Origin of the sequence: Kibdelosporangium banguiense, from assembly GCF_017876405.1 — a bacterium.
Classification (GTDB): domain Bacteria; phylum Actinomycetota; class Actinomycetes; order Mycobacteriales; family Pseudonocardiaceae; genus Kibdelosporangium; species Kibdelosporangium banguiense.
The window spans coordinates 4,855,022-4,871,999 of the sequence record NZ_JAGINW010000001.1 but is presented as its reverse complement, the minus strand read 5'-3'; the positions used below and the strand labels follow the sequence as shown (position 1 = coordinate 4,871,999).

At 66.9% G+C, this 16,978-nt stretch carries 16 protein-coding genes; 7 read left to right on the top strand and 9 right to left on the bottom strand.

The genetic code is table 11. The features are described 5' to 3' along the window. Genes JOF56_RS23070 through JOF56_RS23055 form a run of 4 tightly spaced genes read right to left on the bottom strand, consistent with a single transcriptional unit; the run spans position 1 to position 4,207 of the window. Positions 1-759, bottom strand: a complete 759-nt coding sequence (locus JOF56_RS23070) for a glucose 1-dehydrogenase (RefSeq protein ID WP_209641478.1) — start codon at positions 757-759, stop codon at positions 1-3. Continuing rightward, a complete protein-coding gene (locus JOF56_RS23065; RefSeq protein ID WP_209641476.1) occupies positions 759-2,267 on the bottom strand; it encodes an aldehyde dehydrogenase family protein in 1,509 nt (502 codons plus the stop codon). Before JOF56_RS23065 ends, JOF56_RS23070 begins: the two co-directional genes overlap by 1 nt. Positions 2,268-2,277: 10 nt before the next feature. Further along, positions 2,278-3,129 carry a 3-oxoacyl-ACP reductase gene (locus tag JOF56_RS23060; RefSeq protein ID WP_209641474.1) on the bottom strand — a complete coding sequence of 284 codons (852 nt, stop codon included), beginning with the start codon at positions 3,127-3,129 and terminating at the stop codon, positions 2,278-2,280. Continuing rightward, entirely contained in the window at positions 3,122-4,207 is a 1,086-nt protein-coding gene (locus JOF56_RS23055) for a zinc-binding dehydrogenase (protein ID WP_209641472.1), read from the bottom strand. The genes JOF56_RS23060 and JOF56_RS23055 overlap by 8 nt, the downstream gene beginning before the upstream one ends. 276 nt (positions 4,208-4,483) lie before the next feature. Here JOF56_RS23055 and JOF56_RS23050 point away from each other — a divergent pair, with 276 nt between their 5' ends. Together JOF56_RS23050 and JOF56_RS23045 are read left to right on the top strand one after the other, a co-directional pair. After that, the gene (locus JOF56_RS23050; protein ID WP_209641470.1) at positions 4,484-5,665 is read left to right on the top strand and encodes an acyl-CoA dehydrogenase family protein; all 1,182 of its coding nucleotides are present in this window, start codon (positions 4,484-4,486) and stop codon (positions 5,663-5,665) included. A gap of 12 nt (positions 5,666-5,677) precedes the next feature. Beyond that, entirely contained in the window at positions 5,678-6,697 is a 1,020-nt protein-coding gene (locus tag JOF56_RS23045; RefSeq protein ID WP_209641469.1) for an acyl-CoA dehydrogenase family protein, read from the top strand. 64 nt (positions 6,698-6,761) lie between these two features. On the opposite strand, the gene JOF56_RS23040 is transcribed toward JOF56_RS23045, so the two are convergent. From JOF56_RS23040 to JOF56_RS23025, 4 genes are all read right to left on the bottom strand, one after another. Further along, positions 6,762-7,424 carry a hypothetical protein gene (locus tag JOF56_RS23040; protein WP_209641467.1) on the bottom strand — a complete coding sequence of 221 codons (663 nt, stop codon included), beginning with the start codon at positions 7,422-7,424 and terminating at the stop codon, positions 6,762-6,764. A gap of 146 nt (positions 7,425-7,570) precedes the next feature. Further along, entirely contained in the window at positions 7,571-8,080 is a 510-nt protein-coding gene (locus tag JOF56_RS23035) for a hypothetical protein (RefSeq protein WP_209641465.1), read from the bottom strand. Positions 8,081-8,267: 187 nt separating this feature from the next. After that, entirely contained in the window at positions 8,268-9,356 is a 1,089-nt protein-coding gene (locus tag JOF56_RS23030; protein WP_209641463.1) for an NAD(P)H-dependent flavin oxidoreductase, read from the bottom strand. Continuing rightward, the gene (locus JOF56_RS23025) at positions 9,356-10,966 is read right to left on the bottom strand and encodes an acyl-CoA synthetase (RefSeq protein ID WP_209641461.1); all 1,611 of its coding nucleotides are present in this window, start codon (positions 10,964-10,966) and stop codon (positions 9,356-9,358) included. Before JOF56_RS23025 ends, JOF56_RS23030 begins: the two co-directional genes overlap by 1 nt. 60 nt (positions 10,967-11,026) lie before the next feature. Between JOF56_RS23025 and JOF56_RS23020 the strand changes: the two genes are divergently transcribed. From JOF56_RS23020 to JOF56_RS23000, 5 genes are read left to right on the top strand one after another with little or no spacing between them, the layout of a single operon-like run. Continuing rightward, positions 11,027-11,800: a crotonase/enoyl-CoA hydratase family protein gene (locus JOF56_RS23020; protein WP_209641459.1), complete on the top strand. Its 774-nt coding sequence runs from the start codon at positions 11,027-11,029 to the stop codon at positions 11,798-11,800. 18 nt (positions 11,801-11,818) lie between these two features. Continuing rightward, positions 11,819-12,778, top strand: coding sequence for a Zn-ribbon domain-containing OB-fold protein (locus tag JOF56_RS23015; RefSeq protein WP_245379932.1), 960 nt, complete (start codon positions 11,819-11,821; stop codon positions 12,776-12,778). Between the two features lie 7 nt (positions 12,779-12,785). Continuing rightward, entirely contained in the window at positions 12,786-13,838 is a 1,053-nt protein-coding gene (locus tag JOF56_RS23010; RefSeq protein ID WP_209641457.1) for a thiolase family protein, read from the top strand. Continuing rightward, the gene (locus JOF56_RS23005; protein WP_209641455.1) at positions 13,838-14,992 is read left to right on the top strand and encodes a thiolase family protein; all 1,155 of its coding nucleotides are present in this window, start codon (positions 13,838-13,840) and stop codon (positions 14,990-14,992) included. Before JOF56_RS23010 ends, JOF56_RS23005 begins: the two co-directional genes overlap by 1 nt. Beyond that, positions 14,962-15,678: an SDR family oxidoreductase gene (locus tag JOF56_RS23000; protein WP_307855219.1), complete on the top strand. Its 717-nt coding sequence runs from the start codon at positions 14,962-14,964 to the stop codon at positions 15,676-15,678. The genes JOF56_RS23005 and JOF56_RS23000 overlap by 31 nt, the downstream gene beginning before the upstream one ends. Before the next feature lie 76 nt (positions 15,679-15,754). Here the strand turns inward: JOF56_RS23000 and JOF56_RS22995 are convergent, their stop codons facing one another. Beyond that, on the bottom strand, positions 15,755-16,978 hold the full coding sequence (locus JOF56_RS22995; protein ID WP_209641454.1) for a cytochrome P450: 1,224 nt from the start codon (positions 16,976-16,978) through the stop codon (positions 15,755-15,757).

Genomic DNA, 16,978 nt, shown 5'->3' with positions numbered 1-16,978 from the left:
TCAAAGTAGAGAATGTGTGGCGGTAGCGCCACCGTCGGCGACGAATTCGGCCCCGGTCGAGTACGAACTCTCGTCGCTGGCCAGGAAAACCTGCAGGTTGGCGATTTCCTCCGGCTGACCGCACCGGCGCAGTGCGACCCGTTTGCCGACCCGGGTCATGTCCACTTCGGCGCCACCCGCGGCGTCCCGGACCATCTGCGTGTCGATCACGCCCGGGTGAATGGAGTTCACCCGGATATTGAGGTGACCGAGTTCCATCGCGGCCGCCTTGGTCATTCCGCGAACGGCGAACTTGCTGGCCGTGTATGAGGTCAGGAACGCCATCCCGCCAAGGCCCTCGACCGAGGAGACGTTGATGATCGACCCGCCCCTGGCATCGGTCAGCGCCGGGATCGCCGCGCGCATGCCGAGGAACGTGCCGACCTGGTTGACCTTGATCACCCGTTCGTACTCCGCCAGACTCGTGTCGACAATGGACTTGACGTGCACGATACCGGCGTTGTTCACGAGCACGTTCAGCTGCCCGAAACTCGCGAGCGTCTCGGCGACAGCGGCCGCCCAGTCCTCTTCGGACGTCACGTCGAGCCGTTGGTAGATGGCGGCTTCACCGAGTTCGGCGGCCAGCTCCTTGCCCTGCTCGTCCAGGATGTCCGCGATCGTGACCCGCGCACCCTCCTCGACGAACCGCCGGGCCGCCGCCGCGCCCTGTCCTCGCGCCGCTCCGGTGATCAGCGCGACCTTCCCACTGAGGCGGCCCATCACATCATCGCCTCGGACAGCGGCATCATCACGGTCTTCAGCTCGGTGTACGCCTCGTACGCCGACCGGCCGCCCTCACGGCCTAGGCCGGACTGCTGGAAGCCACCGAACGGCAGGTGCGGCTCGACTTGGAAGCCGTTGATCCCGATCGTGCCGGCGCGCAGTCTCTTGGCGACCCGGAACGCCTGCTTGGCGTCCTTGGTGAACACACCCGCACCCAGCCCGTACTCGGTGTCGTTGGCCAGCCGGATCGCCTCGTCCTCATCGGAGAACGGCACGACCGCCAGCACCGGGCCGAAGATCTCCTCCTGGGCGATGGTCATCGAGTTCTCGACGTCGGCGAACAACGCCGGCGCCACGAAGTTGCCGTTGCTGTACTCGCCTTGCATCCGGGTCCCGCCCATCACCAAGCGGGCGCCTTCCTCCTGGCCCTTCTGGATGTAGCCCAGCACGCGGTCGAGCTGCTTCTCGTTGATCAGCGGGCTGGCCAGCACGGCCGGGTCGAACGGGTCGCCGTAGGTCATGTAGCCCGCCACACCCTGTGCCACGGCAAGGAATTCGTCGTAGCAGTCGCGGTGAACAAGCGCTCGGGTCTGTGCGATGCACGCCTGGCCCGACAAGCCCATCGTCACTGTGCCCATCGCGGTCGCCGCAGCCAGCGCCACTTCCGCGCCCGGGAAGACCAGGGCCGGGCTTTTGCCGCCCAGTTCCATGGAAACGCGCTTCAAAGTGCCGGCCGAGGCCTCGACGATCCGCTTGCCGACCGCGCGGCTGCCAGTGAAGCTGATCTTGTCCACGAGCGGGTGCGTGATCAGTGCTTCACCGGTCGGGTTGCCCGGCCCGGTCACGACATTGACCACGCCCTCGGGCAGACCGGCTTCGCTGAGCAGTTCGACCATCCGCAGCGCGGCGAAAGTGGCGAACTCGGAGGGTTTCAGGACCACCGTGCAGCCCGCTGCCAGCGCGGGACCGAGTTTCTGGGCGAACAACAGGAACGGCGCGTTCCACGGCAGGATCGCCGCGACCACGCCGATCGGCTCGCGGAAGGTCATCGCGAGCTTGTCGCCGCCCTGGTAGCCGGGGAAGGTCTCGCCGCCCGCCTTGTCGATCCAGCCCGCGTGGTGGTCGAACACATCCGCGGCCACAGTGACGCTCGCCGCGTAGATGTTGCCGAAGCTGATCGGCACGCCGTTGTCCAGCGCCAGCAGTTTCGTCAGTTCCGTGCTGTGCTCACGGAGCAGGCCGCTGAACTTGTGCAGGACCCGGACACGTTCGCTGACCGTCGCACGCGGCCAGGTTCCCTCGTCGAACGCCTTGCGCGCGGCTTTCACGGCGGCGTCGACGTCTTCGACGCCGGCGACAGCGAAGCTGCCGATCTCCTCATGGGTGGCGGGGTGACGGTGTGTCCACGTGGCACCGTCGCTGCTCGCCCGCCACTGTCCGCCGACGAGCAGCAGCCCGTCCTTGAGCCCCACGTCATCGCGGTGCGCGAGCATGCTGAGCGTCATGACACTCCTTCTACGACAGCGACATGGTTTCCATACAAGCAAAAGTCTTTGCGGGGTCACGGCTTTCGAACGCCGCTGTGACGTCGTCGAGGCTGGTGAACGTCTGCTCGACCGACGGCGCGGCCATCAGCGCGATCGTTCTGCCGTGCACCACGAACACCTGGCCGTTGACCTTCTCGGCGGCCGGTGCCGCGAGGTGGGCGACGAACTGCGCGACATGGTCAGGCGACAGTGGATCTTCGCCGTCGGGTGCCTCGCCGAACACGCCAGCAGTCATCGAGGTCCGGGCACGCGGGCAGATCGCGTTGGCCCGGACCCCGTACTTGGCCAGTGAACGCGCACTGGTCAAGGTCAACGCGGTGATACCTGCCTTGGCGGCGGCGTAGTTGGGCTGGCCTTCGGAGCCGAACAGGAACGCCTCCGAAGAGGTGTTGACGATCCGGCCGTACACCGGGCTCCCGGCCTGTTTGGACTCGTTGCGCCAGTACGCGGCCGCGTTGCGCGACAGCAGGAAGTGCCCGCGCAGGTGTACTTTGACGACCAGGTCCCATTCCTCGTCGGACATGCTGAACAGCATCCGGTCACGCAGCACACCCGCGTTGTTCACCAGGATGTGCAGGCCGCCGAACCGTTCGATCGCGGTTTTCGTCAACGCGTCCGCAGTGTCCCGTTCGGACACGTCACCGCGGACGAAAACCGCTTTGCCGCCGCGCTCCTCGATCTCAGCCACGACGTCGGATTCAGCGACGTCGCCGAGCACGACGTCCGCGCCCGCCTCGGCGAGCGCGATCGCCTCCGCCCGGCCAAGGCCGGCGGCGGCTCCGGTGACCACCGCGACCTTGCCTGCCAGCTGCCTAGCCAAATGTCACAACCTGCCTGATCATGTTTCCGCCGCCGCGCATCGCCTGCAGGCCGTCGTTGATCTCGGCCAGCTTGATCCGGCGGCTGATCATGCCTTCGATGTCGAGCCGGCCGGCCTTCCAGAGCGAGAGCAGCCGGGGGTAGTCGCGGCGGACGTTGGCCGAGCCGTAGAACGACCCCAGAATCCGCTTCTCGTGCAGGAAAAGCTCCTGCGCGCTGAACTGGACCATCGCGTCGCCACGGCCGGCGCCGACGACGACGACCGTGCCGCCCCGGCGCGCGATGTCGTACGCGGACCGGATGGTCGCCGGGATGCCGACCACGTCGAACGCGTAGTCGAAGCCCTCGCTGCCCGTCAGCTGCGCGTTGAGTTCCTGCAGGCCTTCCGGCGTGGTCGCGTGCGTGGCACCGAAACGCTTTGCCACATCGTGCTTTTCGGCGATCGGGTCGACCGCGACGATCGTCGACGCACCCGCGAGGCGCGCGCCCTGGATCGTGGCGATGCCGACGCCACCGCATCCGATCACGACGACAGTCGCGCCCGGCTCCACCTTGGCCGTATTGATCACCGCACCGACACCGGTCAGCACGCCACAGGCGACCAGCGCGCCGACCTCGAACGGCACGTCGTTGTCGATCTTGATCGCGCCCACGCTCGGCACCACGAGTTCCTCGGCGAACGTGCCGAGCCCGGCGAACCCGAACAGCGGCTGGTCACCCGCCTTGAACCGGGGCTCCATGAACGCCTTGATCGGGTGCACGCCGCACAGATGCGGCTGGCCACGCAGGCACGCGTTGCAGTTGCCGCACGGCGGGACGAACGTGACGACCACATGATCACCTGGCGCGAGGTCGGTGACCGCGGAACCCACTTCGACGATCTCGCCCGCGCCTTCGTGGCCGACGATCCCCGGGGCGAGCGCCGGCAGCGTTCCGTCCATCGCCGACAGGTCGCTGTGGCAGATTCCCGTTGCCCTGACTCGGATCCGAACCTGGTCGGGCCCCGGATCGATGGTGGTGACGTCATCACGCAGTTCGAGCTTGTCGTCCCCGACCGCGTTCAGCACGGCTGCCTTCACGGCTCACTCCTCGTCGAGCGGGTGCATTGCAGGTCACACTAGAATAGGTTCTCGCGAGTGACAAGGCTCTCAACCAGGCGAATCGTCCAGCGTTTGATAACAGGTTCTAAGTGGATCCGCGTGGCCGTGTTCACAGGGTCAACGAATCGGCCCGTGCCGAGGTGACGGCCATCCGGCGGATAGATCTTGTTCCAGCGCCACCGCCGCGGGCAGCTGGTGTGCCCACGATGGCCAGGCTATCGTGAACTAGAACGTGTTTCACTCACGGGAGGCCGGATGCGGATCACCTATACGCCGGAGCAGGAAGATCTGCGCCGTGAGCTGCGCGCCTACTTCGAGGCGCTGATGACGCCCGAGCGTCGCCAGGCGCTGGCCTCCGACGGTGGCGAATACGGCGACGGCGAGGCGTACAAGCAGGTCGTCCAGCAGATGGGCAGCGACGGCTGGCTCGCCCTGGGGTGGCCCGAGCAGTACGGCGGGCAGAACCGTTCGGCGATGGAGCAACTCATCTTCAACGACGAGGCGGCCATCGCCGGGGCTCCGGTCCCGTTCCTGACGATCAACACCGTCGGGCCGACGATCATGCGATTCGGCACGCCGGAGCAAAGGGCGACCTATCTGCCCGGGATATCCGGCGGCCGGACCCACTTCGCGATCGGTTACTCCGAGCCGGAGGCCGGGACCGACCTCGCGTCGCTGCGCACCCGTGCGGTGCAGGACGGCGACGACTACGTGATCAACGGCCAGAAGATGTGGACGAGCCTGATCCAGTACGCCGACTACGTGTGGCTGGCGTGCCGGACCGATCCGGACGCGGCCAAGCACAAGGGCCTCTCGATGATCATCGTGCCGACGTCGTCGCCCGGGTTCTCGTGGACGCCTGTGCACACCGTTTCCGGCGTGATGACCAGCGCGACCTATTACCAGGACGTGCGCGTCCCGGTGAGCAACCGGGTCGGCAGCGAGAACCAGGGCTGGCCGCTGATCACCAACCAGCTCAACCATGAGCGCGTCGCGCTGACCTCGTCCGCACCGGTCCGCAACGCGCTGCGGGACGTGATCGAGTGGGCGCAGAACACCAAACTCGCCGACGGCAGGCGGGTGATCGACCAGGAATGGGTGCAGCTGCACCTGGCCCGGGTGCATGCCAAGGCCGAGTTCCTCAAGCTGATGAACTGGCGGATCGCCTGGGGTGTGGAGCATTCGCCCAAGCCCGCGGACGCGTCGGCGACCAAGATCTTCGGCACCGAGTTCGCCACCGAGGCGTACCGGCTGTTGATGGAAGTGCTCGGAAGCAATGCCTACGTACGCACCGGATCGCGCGGCGAATTGCTCGGTGGGCGCGTCGAGCGATTGCACCGATCCGCGTTGATCCTGACCTTCGGCGGCGGCACCAACGAGGTGCAACGCGACATCATCGCCGGTGTCGGCCTGAAACTGCCGCTGGCCAAGCGCTGAAAGGGGTGCGCGATGGACTTCTCGTTCTCCGAGGCGCAGGGGGAACTGGCCGGGCTGACCCGGTCGATCACGGCCGATCTGACCGACGAACGGCTGCGGGCCGCCGAGTCCGGCGACGACCGCTTCGACCAACGGCTCTGGCAGTCACTGGTGCAATCCGGCGTGCAATCAGTGACAGACTTCGGATTGCTCGAGCATTGCAGTGTCCTGATTGAGCTCGGCCGCGCGGTCGCACCCGTGCCGTATCTGCCGTCGATCGTGGCCGCGTCAGCGCTCGCCCAGTTCGGGTCGCTCGACTCGCCCGATCTTGTGTACACGGCCGCTCTGTCGGATGACGAGGTGCTCGCCGAGCCGTCGGGGTCCGGCTGGCGGCTGACCGGCACCAAGTCCTGTGTCCCCGCCGGCGCGCTGGCGTCCCTGATCCTGGTCCCGGCCAGCACTCCCGACGGCGTCAAGGTCTTCATGGTCAAGCCCGCCGAGGTGGCGCTGACGCGGCAGCGAATCGTCGACAACGACACCGAGGCCTGGCTCGATTTCGCTGACGTGACCCTGGATTCCGACCGCGTCCTCGGCGGCCCGGAGGTCGCCGACTGGCTCCTGACGCGATACACAGTCGGGTTGTGCGCATTGCAACTGGGCGTCACCGAACGTGCCCTTGAATTGACCGCGGAACACGCCCGCAACCGAGTGCAATTCGACCGCCCAATCGGATCATTCCAAGCCGTGGCACAGCGACTGGCCGACGCCTATGTGGACGTCGAAGCAATCAGACTGACGTTGTGGCAAGCCGCCTGGCGAGTCAGCGAAGGCCTGCCCGCCGACATCGAAGTGGCGTCGGCGAAATTCTGGGCCGCCGACGCGGGCCACCGCATCGCCCACACAACCGTCCACGTCCACGGCGGCATGGGCATCGACACGGACCACCCGGCCCACCGCTACTTCGTCGCCGCCAAACGCAACGAGTTCGCCCTCGGCGGCGCCACCGCCCAGCTACGCAAAATCGGCGCAGCCCTCGCCTCGACCCCCGTCTAGTTGCCCGCATACGAGCAATGGCCGTGCCACCGGGTGGCACGGCCATTGCTGTCAGTACTGGTTGCTACCGCTGAGCCGCCTTGGCCTGCAGGTAGCTGGTGGTGCTGGAGCCGAGTGCCAGGATCAGGCCGATCAACGGCATCACCGCGAACACGATCGGGACCACCGTGGCAGCCGCCTTCAGGTTCCCCAACGCCGACGAGAACGCGGCATTGCCCGTGTCCGTGTCCGAGATCGCGATGTTGATCAGGTAGTAGGCGCAGATCACCAGCTCGAGAATGGCACCGATCACATACAGCATCCGGTTGGTGCCCGACATCAGCTGCACGGCGCCGAAGATCAGCAGGATCAGGCCCGCGAGCTGGGCCAGCGCGACAGCCCAGCCGATGGCGATACCTGGGCCACCACCGGCCGCGAACAGGCCTGCGAACAGCAGGCCGGTGGTGATCAGGGTGATGCCGGCCTGGATGAAGCCCAGCACCGCCGCACCGGTGACGCCACCTGGCTTCTCCACCGGCGCGGGCCCGTACCCGCCGCCGTAGCCGCCCTGGCCCTGTGGATAGGGCTGGCCGGCGTAGACGGGCTGGCCACCGGGTGGGGTGCCCGGGTATCCAGGCTGGCCCTGCGGATAGCCCTGCTGGGGGTAGCCCGAGCCGGCCGGTGCACCATAGCCGGGGATCGGCGGTTGATGGCCCGGATAGGGCTGTTGGCCGTACTCGTTGGACATCCGTACTCCTTGGGGCGCCTGTGGTTACCTGAGATTTACCTGAGACGCGCTGAGTATGTCCCCGGTTTCACCAAATTCGCGACCCCGCGCCCCGAATTGACACAATCCAGTCCGGTCGGACCGCACAACCTTCCCGAAAGGGCAGCTCAACGGCCCCGGCGAGCGGCCACGTACTGGCCCGCGCCGCCGGTCGCGGCCATGATCAGCCCGATCACCGGCAAGGTCGCGAAGCTGACGCCGAACGCGATGATCCCCGACTGGACGCTCTGCAGCAACGCGATGCCGCCGGTGGCGAACGACGCGAACCGGACGATCCAGTACAGCGAGATGACGACCTGCAGGACCGCCGCGACCAGGAACGTCGTCCGCGACGATCCCTTGATCAGCTGAACCCCGCCGACGACCAGCAGCGCCACGCCGACATACTGCGCGATGTCCACGACCCACATCTCGTACAGGGGCTCGAGCCCCGCCGAGGCCAGATCGATCAGGAACCACGAGATGTACGCGGACGCGATGAGCGTGAACCCGGCCTGGATGAACCCCAGCACCGCGGACGCGGTGGCCGTCCCAGGCCGCTTGAGCGGCACGGCCTGAGGCGGCGCGGTCTGTGGATAACCTGGGTGGTGCTGCTGTTGACCATAGGACTGAGTCATGTGGATTCCTCAAGGCGCTGGTTTCGCGAGAATTCGCAGAACGGCGCCGAGTATCCAGACCCCGGACCCGGATTGCGGTCTTTGGACCACTAGATCGGCGATGACTGCCCGTCAGGCCGCGGCAGCCCGCATCAGGCCGCAAAAAAGACCGGGCAGGCCGTGGCCTGCCCGGTCTGGTCGTCGGTCGCTACAGATCCCGCAGTCTGGCCATGGTCTGCTCGGTCTCCCGCAGCAGTGCCGACATGACGTCGTGCACCGAGCGGATCTCCGACATCCGGCCGACGATCTGGCCGACCGGCATGGACACCACAGCCGGGTCGTTGGCCCGGCTGATCCGGTCGTGGGCCTCGGCGACCAGGAGGTTCTGCAACGGCATGGGCAGTGGCTGGGGTGCGCCGTCGGCCGCCCACGCCTCCGTCCATTTGGTCTTCAGCAGGCGGGCCGGCTTGCCGGTGTAGATCCGGGTTCGCACCGTATCGCTCGAGGTTGCACCGAGGAGCGCTTCCTGCATTGCCGACTCACCCAATGACTCGGTGTACTCGGCTGTGGTGAGCCAGTACGAACCCATCCACACCCCCTCCGCACCGAGTGCGAGCGCGGCAGCGACCTGCCTGCCCGTGCCGATGCCACCCGCCGCGAGGACAGGCACATCGACGGCGTCGACCACCTCCGGGACAAGCACCATGGTCGCGATCTCGCCGGTGTGACCGCCCGCTTCGTACCCTTGCGCCACAACAATGTCCACGCCATTGGCGACATGACTGCGAGCATGTTCGGCCTTGCCCGCGAGCGCTGCGACGAGCACACCGTGTTCATGCGCCTTGTCGATGACATCAATCGGGGGCGAACCGAGGGCATTCGCGATCAGTTTGACCGGATGCTCCAGTGCTACGTCCACATGGGACCTCGCGACCGAGTGCAACCAGCCGAGCACTCCCGCCCGGCCCTCGCCCGCCAGCGGTGGCACACCGAGCTTCTGCAACGTCCGCTCGACGAAGTCCTTGTGCCCCGGCGGGATCAGCTTGTCCAGGTCGATCGCCGCGCCCTCGGTGGGGATCTTCGCCGGCATCACGACGTCCACACCGTACGGCTTGCCGTCGGTGTTCTCGTCCATCCAGTCGAGGACCTTGGCCAGGTCGGCCGCGTCATTGAATCGGACACACCCCAGCACACCCAGGCCGCCTGCCCGGCTGATGGCCGCGGCGACGTGTTCCGACGGCGTGAAACCGACGATGGGGTGTTCGATTCCCAGCTTGTCACACAAGGACGTTCGCACTACTTCACCACTGTCTGTGCGGTCGACTGCTCGGTTGGTTCGTTCTCGTTGGCGTGTGCCAGCGCCCAGCGATAGTCCGGCTTTCCGCTGGGCGAGCGCTTCACTTCGTCAACAATCCACAGGCTTCTCGGTACTTTGTAGCCCGCGATCTCGGTGCGCACGTGCGCGTCCAGTTCGGGCAATGTCGGGGTGCGGTCCGGCCTGGGCTGCACGACGGCCGCGACGCGTTGCCCGAACCGCTCGTCGGGCACGCCGATCACCAGGGCGTCGAAGACATCCGGATGGGACTTCAGCGCGCCCTCGACCTCCTCGGGGTAGATCTTCTCCCCGCCCGAGTTCACGCACATGTTGCCGCGGCCGAGCAGCGTGACACTGCCGTCTTCCTCGACTCGCGCGAAGTCACCGGGCACGACGTACCGTTTTCCGTTGACCTCGGTGAACAACGCCTTGGTCTTGGCCTCGTCGTTGTAGTACCCCAACGGGATGTGGCCGCCGCGGGCCAGCCTGCCGACCATGCCGGGCCCGACCGGCTGGTTGTTCTCGTCGATCACCGTGTTGTTCGCGTCGATCTTGACGCGCGGGCCGCCGCGGTGCTCGATTCCCTTTTGGACGATGCTGAGGCCGGAGAACCCGGTCTCCGACGAGCCGATCGAGTCGGTGATCACCACGTTCGGCAGCGCGGCCAGATACTGCTCCTTGACCGAAGGCGAGAACAACGCCGCGGTACTGGCGATCGCGACGACCGACGAAGTGTCGTAGTCGCCCTCCTGCAACGCCTCGATCATCGGCCTGGCCATCGCGTCACCGGTGATCAGGATGATCTGGGCCTTCTGTTGCTGGATGGTCCGCCAGACCTCGTGCGCGTCGAACTGCGGGACGAACACGACCGTGCTGCCTGAGAACAGGCTCTGGAACGTCGCCCACTGCGTGGCGCCGTGGATCAGCGGCGGGATCGGGAAACGCACCAGGCTGTACTGCAGCCCGGTGTTGGCCTGCTGCCACTCGTCCTCGATCCGGGCGCCGCTCATGAAGTCGATGCCGCCGCCGAGTACCCGCCACACGTCCTCGTGCCGCCACAGCACACCTTTGGGATTGCCCGTGGTGCCGCCGGTGTAGAGGATGTATTCGTCGTCCGGGCTACGCGGCTCGAAGTCCCGCTCGGGTGCCCCCTGGCTGAGGGCTTCCTCGTACTCACAGCCCTCGTAGTCCATACCGGAATCGTCGTCAACAACGATAACGTGTTCCAGTTTGCTGGTTCTCGCCTGGGCGACCTTGTCGGCGTAGCACCGCTCGTGCACCAGGGCGACGAGGTCGGCGTCCTCGAAGATGTACCTCAGTTCGTTGGCGACGTACCGATAGTTGACATTGACCGCGACCGCCCGGATCTTGTAGGCGGCCAGCATTGTTTCGACCGCTTGGATCGAGTTGCGCGTGTACACCCCCACATGCGCACCCTTGCCGACGCCGCGCGCGGCGAGGTAGTGCGCAAGCCGATTGGCGCGCTCCTCCAACTGCTTGTAGCTGACCCGGCGATCGCCGCAGATCGCGGCGATCCGCTCGGGCACGACATCGACGGCGTGCTCGACGAGATCGGCGATATTGAAGGTCACCGCCCCAAAGTAGAACATGTTATTGTTTCCGACAATCCCCCGTGTGGCAGGAGGAACTCGATGGACTGCCTGGTCTCCCGCGAAGGCCACGTACTCGTTGTGACGATGAACCGGCCGGAGGCCCGCAACGCGCTGTCCGCGGAGATGATGGCGATCATGCGCGAGGCCTGGGACGAGGTGGACTCCGATCCGGACATCCGTGCCTGCGTCCTGACCGGCGCGGGCGGCTCCTTTTGTGCGGGCGCCGACCTGAAGGCGATGACGGCCAAGCACCCCGGCGACACCGCGTCGGACTGGGACCTCTCTGTGATCGAGGCCCTGCTCAAAGGCCGCAGGCTGAAAAAACCGTTGATCGCGGCCGTGGAAGGCCCGGCGATCGCCGGCGGTACGGAGATCCTGCAGGCGACGGACATCCGTGTTGCCGGAGCAAGCGCTCGCTTCGGTGTCTCCGAACCCCGGTGGGGCCTCTTCCCGCTGGGTGGTTCCGCCGTGCGGCTGCCCCGCCAGATCCCGTACACCGTCGCCTGCGACCTGCTGCTGACCGGCCGCCACATCACCGCGGCCGAGGCCCTGCAGTTCGGCTTGATCGGTCACGTCGTCCCGGACGGCGAGGCCCTCACCAAGGCCCTGGAACTGGCCGAGTTGATCGCGGCCAACGGCCCGCTGGCCGTGCAGGCCATCCTGCGGACCATCCGCGAAACCGAGGGCATGCCCGAGAACGACGCCTTCAAGATCGACGCCAGGCTCGGCATGGAGGTCTTCCGCAGCGAGGATGCCAAGGAGGGCCCTCGCGCCTTCAGCGAGAAACGCAAGCCCGCCTTCCGCGGCCGTTGACCCTGCCCGTCCGAAAGACTGGATTCGAATGTGACCTCGCTCAGCGCGCCGCTCAACGTCGAGTTCGACTACACCCGGTCACTCGGGCCGATTCTCGGGCGCTTCATGACCGGCTTACGGGATCGCCGGATCGAAGGGATCCGTGGCGACGACGGCCGCGTGCATGTGCCGCCGGTCGAGTACGACCCGATCACCGCACGGCAACTCAGCGATTGGGTCGAGGTCGCACCGACGGGCACTGTCGAGACCTGGGCCTGGGTGCCTGAGCCGGATGATGGCCAACCGCTCCGAGAGCCGTTCGCATGGGCTCTGATCAAGCTCGATGGCGCTGACACCGCAATGCTGCATGCAATCGATGTCAAGAGTCCGGAGCAAATGAGCACCGGGATGCGCGTCCGGGTGCGATGGGCCGCGGAGCGCTGCGGCAGCATCCACGACATCGCCTGCTTTGAACCCGGGGAAGCCGAGACAAAGCCGGCCGAGAGCACCGAGGGTGATCCGGTCACGATGGCGATCATGCCGGTCCGGTTGCGGTACACGCACTCGGCATCGCCGGAGGAGACCCGGTATCTGCGCGGGCTCGCCGAGGGCCGGCTTCTCGGCCAGCGCTGTCCCGCGTGCCAGAAGGTCTACATCCCGCCGAGAGGCTCCTGCCCGACCGACGGCGTTCCCACCGTGGATGAGGTGGAGCTGCGCGACCACGGCACGGTCACCACGTTCTGCATCGTGAACGTCCCGTTCCTCGGCCAGAGCATCAAACCGCCGTACGTCGCCGCCTACATCCTGTTGGACGGCGCGGACATCGCGTTCCAGCACCTCGTTCTGGGGTGCGACGCGTCCGAGGTACGGATGGGCATGCGCGTCAAAGCGGCTTGGCGCCCGCGCGAGCAATGGCAGACCTCGCTGGCCAACATCGCGCACTTCGAACCGTCGGGCGAGCCGGACGCGCCGTTCGAGACCTACTCCCAGCACCTGTGAGGCACCGGTGAGAGATGTCGCCGTAGTGGGATTCGCCCAGGCACCGGCCGTGCGGCGGACACATGGCACGACCAACGGCGTCGAGATGCTCGTCCCCGTCTTCCGTGAGGTACTCCAGAGCACCGGACTGTCCAAAGGGGACATCGACTTCTGGTGTTCGGGCTCCTCGGACTACATCGCCGGACGGGCGTTCTCGTTCATCGCCGCGGTCGACGCGATCGGGGCGTTCCCGCCGATCAACGAGTCGCACGTGGAGGCCGACGCGGCCTGGGCCCTGTACGAGGCCTGGGTGAAGATCCAGACCGGTGAGGTGGACACCGCGCTGGTGTACGGCTTCGGCAAGTCGTCGGCGGGCAGCCTGCGCCGCGTGATGACCATGCAGCTCGACCCGTACACCGTCGCTCCACTGTGGCCTGATTCGGTCGCCGTGGCCGGCTTGCAGGCCCGGGCCGGGCTGGATCAGGGCCGCTGGAGCCAACGGGACATGGCCGAGGTCGCCGCCCGCAGCCGTGCCGACGGCAAGGCCAATCCGAACGCGCAGCTGACCGGTGACTTCGACCCGGACGAACTGCTCAACGAGTCCTATCTGGCCGAACCGTTGCGCAAGCACGACTGCGCACCGATCACCGACGGCGCGGCCGCGATCATCCTCGCTGCGGAGGACCGCGCAAGGGAGATCACCGAGCGCCCCGCGTGGATCACCGGCATAGCGCACCGGGTCGACTCGGCGAACCTGGGCGGGCGCGACCTGACCAAGTCGCCGTCCACGGTGGCGGCCGCGCGGGACGCCGGATTCGACAAGGTCGATGTCGCCGAGCTGCACGCGCCGTTCACCCACCAGGAGATCCTGCTGCGCCAGGAACTCGGCCTGAACGGCACCAAGATCAACCCGTCCGGTGGCGTGCTGTGCGGCAATCCGATGTTCGCCGCCGGGCTGATCAGGATCGGCGAGGCGGCCCGGCAGGTGAGCACCGGCCAGGCCGATCGGGCGCTGGCCCACGCGACGAGCGGGCCGGCACTGCAACAGAACCTGGTGTGTGTGATGGAGGGACGAGGCTGATGGCCGGACAACTGGCCGCGGTGATCGGCACCGGGCAGACGAACCACACCGCGAAGCGGCTGGACGTCTCGATGGCCGGGCTTTGCCGGGAGGCAATCGACCGTGCGCTCGCGGACGCGAACGTGGATTGGCCGGACATCGACGCCGTGGTGCTCGGCAAAGCACCGGACATGTTCGAGGGCGTGATGATGCCCGAGCTGTTCCTTGCCGACGCACTCGGTGCAAACGGCAAGCCATTGCTCCGAGTGCACACCGCTGGTTCCGTCGGCGGCTCCACGGCCAATGTCGCGGCAACCCTGGTGCAAAGCGGGGTGCATCGCCGAGTGCTCGCCGTGGCATTCGAGAAGCAATCCGAGTCCAATGCCATGTGGGCGCTCTCCATCCCCACCCCGTTCACCATGCCGGTGCACGCCGGTGCGGGTGGCTACTTCGCTCCCCATGTGCGCTCCTACATCCGCCGGGCGGGCGCACCGGAGCACATCGGTGCCATGGTCGCAGCAAAGGATCGGCGCAATGGCGCTTTGAACCCCTATGCGCACCTGAAGCAACCCGACATCACAGTCGAGTCGGTCCGGGCATCGAAGATGCTGTGGGACCCGATCCGGTACGACGAGACCTGTCCGTCCTCGGACGGTGCCTGTGCCGTGGTGATCGCCGACGAGAAGTCCGCCGGCTCGAACGCGGCCTGGATCACCGCGACCGCACTGCGCACCGAGCCCACCACGTTCGCCGGCCGTGACCAGGTCAACCCCCAGGCAGGACGGGACGCGGCGGCCGCGCTGTGGCGGCAGGCGGGCATCACCGACCCGCTCGGCCAGGTCGACGTCGCCGAGATCTACGTGCCGTTCTCCTGGTTCGAGCCGATGTGGCTGGAGAACCTCGGGTTCGCGGCCGCCGGCCAGGGCTGGAAGCTCACCGAGGCCGGCGAGACCGAGATCGGCGGGCTGCTGCCGGTCAACCCGTCGGGCGGAGTGCTGTGCTCCAACCCGATCGGGGCGTCCGGAATGCTGCGGTTCGCCGAGGCCGCCATGCAGGTATTGGGAAGAGCAGGGGCCCACCAAGTGGGTGATGCAAGGGTGGCTCTGGGTCACGCTTACGGCGGAGGTTCGCAATACTTCGCCATGTGGATAGTGAGCGCGAACAAGCCGAGCTGACCCGCACGGTCATCGTCACCGGCGGCACCGGCGGTCTTGGCACCGCGGTGACGGCCCGGTTCCTGCACAGCGGGTGGCGCGTCGTGGTGCCGTGGATCGCACCGGGCGAGCTGCCGAGGCTGCCCCGGCACAGCATGCTCGAGCTGACCGAGACAGACCTGTTCGACGACCAGGCGGTCGCCGACTGCGTCAAGCTCGCCACCAGCCGGGAGGACGCACCACTCGCGGCGGTGGTCAACCTCGTCGGCGGCTTCCACAAGGCGGGCCGGGTGCACGAGACGTCGGTGGACGAGTTCACCAGCCAGCTGCGCCTGAACCTGCGCCCCACCTATCTGGCGTGCCACCACACGTTGCCGCACATGCTCAAGACAGGCGGCTCAATCGTGTGCGTATCCAGCCGGGCCGCGCTGCGGCCGTTCTCCGGCGCGGCCGGCTACATCACGGCGAAGGCGGGTGTGCTCGCCCTGGTGGACACCCTGGCCGTGGAGTACAAATCCGAAGGGGTGCGAGTCAATGCCGTGCTGCCAAGCACCATTGACACGCCCGTCAACCGGGCGAGCATGCCGGACGCGGACTTCAGCCGATGGGTCAAACCCGAGAAGATCGCCGACGTGATCCACTTCCTGTGCGGTGACGACGCCAGCGCCATCACCGGTACCCACCTCGACGTCCCCGGCCGCGTCTAGCCCAAGTCCCAGTACCCCGATGTCCCGTTGGTTGCGTGCGAAGCAACCAACGGGACATTGGGGACCCTCTGCTCGGTCAGGAGTAGGTGACTGGGAATTCCTTGATGCCGTTGATCCAGCCGGAGCGCAACCGCTTGGGGCCGGCGGCCTTGGCGATGTTGGGCATGTGGTCGGCGATCGCGTTGAACATCAGGTCGATCTCCATCCGCGCCAGGTTCGCACCGATGCAGTAGTGCGGGCCGGTGCCGCCGAACCCCAGGTGTGGGTTGGGATCGCGGCCGATGTCGAACTGGTGGGGATTGTCGAAGACCTCGGGGTCGTAGTTGGCCGAGCTGTAGTAAAGCCCGACGCGGTCGCCCGCCTTGATGTGCGCCCCGCCCAACTCGGTGTCCACTTTGGCCGTCCGCTGGAAGACGATGATCGGGGTGGCCCACCGGACGATCTCGTCGGCTGTGGTCGCCGGGCGCTCGTCCTTGAACCGCTCCCACTGTTCCGGGTTCTCCAGCATGGCGACCATGCCGTGGGTGATCGCGTTGCGCGTGGTCTCGTTGCCCGCGACCGCGAGCATCAGCACGAAGTACCCGAACTCCTCGGAGGTCAGGCCGGCTCCGTCGATGTCGGCATGCACGAGCGTGGTCGCGATGTCGTGTGCCGGGCACTTCTTGCGGTCCTCGGCCATCTGCCAGGCGTAGCCGAGCATTTCGACCGACGCCAGTTCCGGCTGGGCCGCTTCGGGATCGTCGTAGGAGATCATCCGGTTCGACCAGTCGAAGAGCTTGTGCCGGTCATCCTGGGGCACGCCGATCAGCTCGGCGATGGCCTGCAGGGGAAGTTCACAGGCGACGTCCAGTACGAAGTCGCCGGTGCCTTCCGTGGCCGCGGTCTTCACGATCCGCTCGGCGCGATCGGCCAGCGCGTCCTTGAGGCTGTTGATCGCACGCGGTGTGAAGCCGCGCTGCACGATCGCCCGGGTCTTGGTGTGGTGCGGCGGGTCCATGTTCAGCATGATCACCCGTTGGGCGTCGAGCTTCTCACGGGTCATGTCCGGGCCGAACCGGACGATCGCGGTGTTCTCACTGCTGGAATAGACGTCCGGGGTGCGGGACACCAGTTTGACGTCCTCGTGCCTGGTGACCACCCAGTAGCCGTCGTCGTCGAAGCCGCAGTCCCGTTTGGGTGTCGCGTTCCACCAGACCGGGGCGGACCGGCGCAGTTCGGCGAATTCCTCGTGCGGTAGCCGGGTGGCGTAAACGTCCGGATCGGAGAAGTCGATGCCTTCAGGGATCCTGGGTTCGGCCAC

Excerpts from the sequence above, each read along its gene's own strand:
- JOF56_RS23005 (WP_209641455.1), top strand. The coding sequence starts at position 13,838 with ATGGCCGGACAACTGGCCGCGGTGATCGGCACCGGGCAGACGAACCAC.
- JOF56_RS23070 (WP_209641478.1), bottom strand. The coding sequence starts at position 759 with ATGGGCCGCCTCAGTGGGAAGGTCGCGCTGATCACCGGAGCGGCGCGA.
- JOF56_RS23065 (WP_209641476.1), bottom strand. The coding sequence starts at position 2,267 with ATGACGCTCAGCATGCTCGCGCACCGCGATGACGTGGGGCTCAAGGAC.
- JOF56_RS23035 (WP_209641465.1), bottom strand. The coding sequence starts at position 8,080 with ATGACTCAGTCCTATGGTCAACAGCAGCACCACCCAGGTTATCCACAG.
- JOF56_RS23045 (WP_209641469.1), top strand. The coding sequence starts at position 5,678 with ATGGACTTCTCGTTCTCCGAGGCGCAGGGGGAACTGGCCGGGCTGACC.
- JOF56_RS23020 (WP_209641459.1), top strand. The coding sequence starts at position 11,027 with ATGGACTGCCTGGTCTCCCGCGAAGGCCACGTACTCGTTGTGACGATG.
- JOF56_RS23040 (WP_209641467.1), bottom strand. The coding sequence starts at position 7,424 with ATGTCCAACGAGTACGGCCAACAGCCCTATCCGGGCCATCAACCGCCG.
- JOF56_RS23050 (WP_209641470.1), top strand. The coding sequence starts at position 4,484 with ATGCGGATCACCTATACGCCGGAGCAGGAAGATCTGCGCCGTGAGCTG.